A 4,268-nucleotide genomic window follows, 5' to 3' on the forward strand; every position below is an offset into this window, starting at 1 on the left:
TATATATTTTTCTAATTTGATTGGAACTCCCTAAAATTTATATAACTTAAAAAGTTAAATTGTTTATCTCATTTTTTGTACATAACCAGTGGCGAATTTTTCAGACACTGCCCATTTACATGCAAATTAAAATTTTCATGGTAAAACTGGTCAACCATGCCGGTTGAACGCTATAGTTCCTGCAGGGGCAAAAATACATAAAAAAAACGCTAGCTTTTAAGCTAACGTTTCAAATCTTTTAAGTAATAATTTTGTTTTTCAAAATTCCAAATTGCAGTAATTGAATGTGCTTTTTCTTCTTCGTCTGTTGTTTTATCTTCGTCACTTGTATTAATTAAATTGCCATCTTCGGCATCGTCTAAATTTAAAATTTTATGTTTTTGTTTAAGCAATCCACCATAACTCAACATACGTTTTCGGTATAAACCTTTTTCTAAATCATTCACGATTTCCTGATTTCTTTCGTCATCATCAGTTAAAAAATCAGATGATTTAACCGAATATTTCGAGGTTTCTTTGATTGCTGCTTGAATATCTTTATCGCCTTTTTGATTTGGTTTGATCGCTTTAATATTTGCTACTGGCCGATAATTAACTTGTAATGCTTTTTGCCATAAATTAATCCAATCATTTTGAGAAATGTAATTCTCAGAACCTCTAAAATATTTACTTTCAACACACAATAAAACATGCATATGTTGATTATAACTACCGTCATTTTTATTAACTGTAACCTCTGTCGAACGCATAAAACCAATTAAATTTTTACTAACTTTTTTATATTTAAATAATCTTCTAAATGATTCAGTTAAATGTTTAAGACTTTTTTCTAAAGTATCTCCATCTATCGCATTTCGTGTTGATAGTGTAAGAAACAACCAACGTGCTTTCGGCTTTTCTTTAACCACTTCTTCAATCACTCTTTGAGCTTGATAACTATTTTTCATAGCACGCCTCCAATTACAAACTGGACACAATTTTGATTTACAAAACCATGTCTTATGTAACTTCAAATAACCTTCATCAGTAGGCTTGAACTCTAAGACGTTACCACATTGTTTTACGTTAAAAGCCTTTTTAATTTTTAAGATTTCTAGTATATCTGCATAACTTACATTATCGATTTTCTTTTCTCTCCACGGGCGTTGTTTCCCACTTTTCGTTAAGTCTTTTAGTGTTTTATTATCTTGATTTTCATCTATATATTTTGTATGATTGTCTTGCATATAAAAAGACCTCCAGTATTTGATTTTAGCTCGACACTTTAATCTTATTACTGGAGTTTTTTTATGTCAAATTTTATTTTATACACTAAAAATCTTTCAAAACACTGTTACATCAAGCTTGAAACAACATTTTAAAAAAGAACGTTATTTCTATATAGTATCAAGACAAGAAGAAACTCGTTTTCAACTCGTTTTAAAACCACCAACCAAAACCTTAAAACTCATCGTAATTTCACTTAAGTTTTTCTTAATTATTCCTTCTTTTTCTACGTCACTTAAATTCCACGTTAAAGGCGTCATATCAAGTAATTTATTCAATTCTTCTTTATTTAATTTAACCTTATAACTAATGTCTATCATTTCAATTTTATTAAAATTAGCTTCAAATAAATCTATAACCTCAGAATTATCATAATCCTTATTTTTATGATTACTAAAGACTATATTCCTTATTTCTTTTAAATAATCACTATTAGGAATTATTTTTATCAATTTCCCCTCTTTATCTAGAACTCTTTTAAACTCATCATAATTAGAAGGGCTAAGCACATTAATTAAAAAGTCTACATTCCCATTCATAACTGGTATATCAGCTAGATCAGCAACCAACCAATTTATATTTTTATATGATTTTGCTGCTTTTTTTACACCTTCTTTTGCAATGTCTATACCTAAGAATTCATTTTCACCAAGAAATGTTTTACTAATTTCATTTAAAATATAACCCTCACCAGTACCAACATCTATCACATTATTTTTAGTTTTAATCTCATATTTTTTAATAATTTCTATGATTTTTGAAATTAATATCGAATACAAATTGCTACTATCATTCAATTCTCTTCTAGCAATAAACAATTTTTTATCGTATTTACTTTTTTTATGCCCTGAAATTAAATTCGAATAACCCTCTTTTGCAATATCAAAAGTATGGTTATTCTCACATGCTAAAGTTTTATAACCTCTCTTTAATTTTTCATCACATATAGAACACTTAAAAAACATATTCACACCTCCAATCAAATAATTATAAATAACAAAGTTGCTTTATTCCAATTGCTTTATTGACGTTGAGCCTCGGAACCCTTAACAATCCCAAAACTTGTCGAATGGTCGGCTTAATAGCTCACGCTATGCCGACATTCGTCTGCAAGTTTAGTTAAGGGTTCTTCTCAACATCAATAAATTTTCTCGGCATAAATGCGTGTTCTTTTCTTGTCTGCCCAGTAGACAAAGTAGACCCAACTGTTATTGCTTTACAGGTCTATTTTTCGTCGTTATAATCTAGTTAAATCCCGTAAGGGCGCACTTATGCGTTCTAAAAAGAACGCGTAAAAAACCATAATCGACCTTCGTCAATTTTTATCTTAGTTTTAAGGAATCGGCGTTGTAGCGTAGATATAAAAATTAATACTACATAGAAATTTAACTAAGATTTAAGCTACTAGTTTTTTGCTAGTAGCTTTTTTATTTTCTTAATTTTTAAATGCCTTTATTTTGAATTTTAAGGGGGTATTTAGAGCAAACTCTATATTTATATATTTTTCTAATTTGATTGGAACTCCCTAAAATTTATATAACTTAAAAAGTTAAATTGTTTATCTCATTTTTTGTACATAACCAGTGGCGAATTTTTCAGACACTGCCCATTTACATGCAAACTTAAAAGTTAACATGAAAACTGGTCAACCATACCGGTTGAACGCTATAGTTCCCGCAGGGGCAAAAAGACATAAAAAAACGCTAGCTTTTAAGCTAACGTTTCAAATCTTTTAAATAATAATTTTGTTTTTCAAAATTCCAAATTGCAGTAATTGAATGTGCTTTTTCTTCTTCATCTGTTGTTTTATCTTCGTCACTTGTATTAATTAAATTGCCATCTTCGGCATCGTCTAAATTTAAAATTTTATGTTTTTGTTTAAGCAATCCACCATAACTCAACATACGTTTTCGATATAAACCTTTTTCTAAATCATTCACGATTTCCTGATTTCTTTCATCATCGTCAGTTAAAAAATCAGATGACTTAACCGAATATTTTGAGGTTTCTTTAATTGCTGCTTGAATATCTTTATCGCCTTTTTGATTTGGTTTGATCGCTTTGATATTTGCTACTGGTCGATAATTAACTTGTAATGCTTTTTGCCATAAATCGACCCATTCACTTTGCTTTATATACTGACCTTGTTTTTTAAAATAAGAACTTTCAACACACAGTAAAACATGCATATGTTGATTATAACTACCATCATTTTTATTAACTGTTACTTCTGTTGAACGCATAAATCCAATTAAACTTTTGCTAACTTTTTTATATTTAAATAATCTTCTAAATGATTCAGTTAAATGCTTTAAACTTTTTTCTAATGTTTCACCATCTATCGCATTTCTAGTAGATAATGTTAAGAATAACCAACGAGCATTAGGTTTTTCTTTAACCACTTCTTCAATCACTCTTTGAGCTTGATAACTATTTTTCATAGCACGCCTCCAATTACAGACTGGACATAATTTGGATTTACAAAACCAAGTCCTATGTAATTTCAAATAACCTTCATCAGTCGGCTTGAACTCTAAGACGTTTCCACATTGCTTTACGTTATAAGCCTTTTTTATTTTTAATATTTCAAGTATATCTGCATAGCCTACATTATCTATTTTCTTTTCTCTCCATGGGCGTTGTTTCCCACTTTTAGTCATATCTTTTAATGTTTCATTATCTTGATTTTCGGCTATATTTCTTGTAGTATAAAAATGCATATAAAAAGCCCCCAGTTTTGATTTAGATTCGACACCTTAATCATATAACTGGGGTTTTTTCATGTCAAATTTTTCTTTCCACACAAAAAACAACCTAAAACACTGTCATATCAACAATAAACAGCACTTTTATAAAAGAACGTTATTTCTATATAGTATCAAGACAAGAAGAAACTCGTTTTCAACTCGTTTTAAAACCACCAACCAAAACCTTAAAACTCATCGTAATTTCACTTAAGTTTTTCTTAATTATTCCTTCTTTTTCTACGTCACTTAAATTCC

At 29.2% G+C, this 4,268-nt stretch carries 3 protein-coding genes; all 3 read right to left on the bottom strand.

Features of this window, described 5'->3' with window-relative positions; genetic code table 11:
* Positions 1 to 221: 221 nt before the first annotated feature.
* The 3 genes from BJS11_RS12970 to BJS11_RS12980 all read right to left on the bottom strand — a co-directional run bounded on the left by BJS11_RS12970 (position 222) and on the right by BJS11_RS12980 (position 3,986).
* The gene (locus BJS11_RS12970; protein WP_078099048.1) at positions 222 to 1,226 is read right to left on the bottom strand and encodes a protein rep; all 1,005 of its coding nucleotides are present in this window, start codon (positions 1,224 to 1,226) and stop codon (positions 222 to 224) included.
* A 183-nt stretch (positions 1,227 to 1,409) separates the two neighbouring features.
* Positions 1,410 to 2,231 carry a putative RNA methyltransferase gene (locus BJS11_RS12975; protein WP_049948317.1) on the bottom strand — a complete coding sequence of 274 codons (822 nt, stop codon included), beginning with the start codon at positions 2,229 to 2,231 and terminating at the stop codon, positions 1,410 to 1,412.
* Between the two features lie 750 nt (positions 2,232 to 2,981).
* On the bottom strand, positions 2,982 to 3,986 hold the full coding sequence (locus BJS11_RS12980) for a protein rep (RefSeq protein WP_078099243.1): 1,005 nt from the start codon (positions 3,984 to 3,986) through the stop codon (positions 2,982 to 2,984).
* Positions 3,987 to 4,268 lie beyond the last annotated feature (282 nt).

This window comes from Staphylococcus caeli (genome assembly GCF_900097965.1).
Lineage (GTDB): Bacteria > Bacillota > Bacilli > Staphylococcales > Staphylococcaceae > Staphylococcus > Staphylococcus caeli.

Bases quoted from the DNA above. Each gene is read 5' to 3' on its own strand.
- BJS11_RS12970 (WP_078099048.1), bottom strand. From the start codon at position 1,226: ATGCAAGACAATCATACAAAATATATAGATGAAAATCAAGATAATAAA.
- BJS11_RS12975 (WP_049948317.1), bottom strand. From the start codon at position 2,231: ATGTTTTTTAAGTGTTCTATATGTGATGAAAAATTAAAGAGAGGTTAT.
- BJS11_RS12980 (WP_078099243.1), bottom strand. From the start codon at position 3,986: ATGCATTTTTATACTACAAGAAATATAGCCGAAAATCAAGATAATGAA.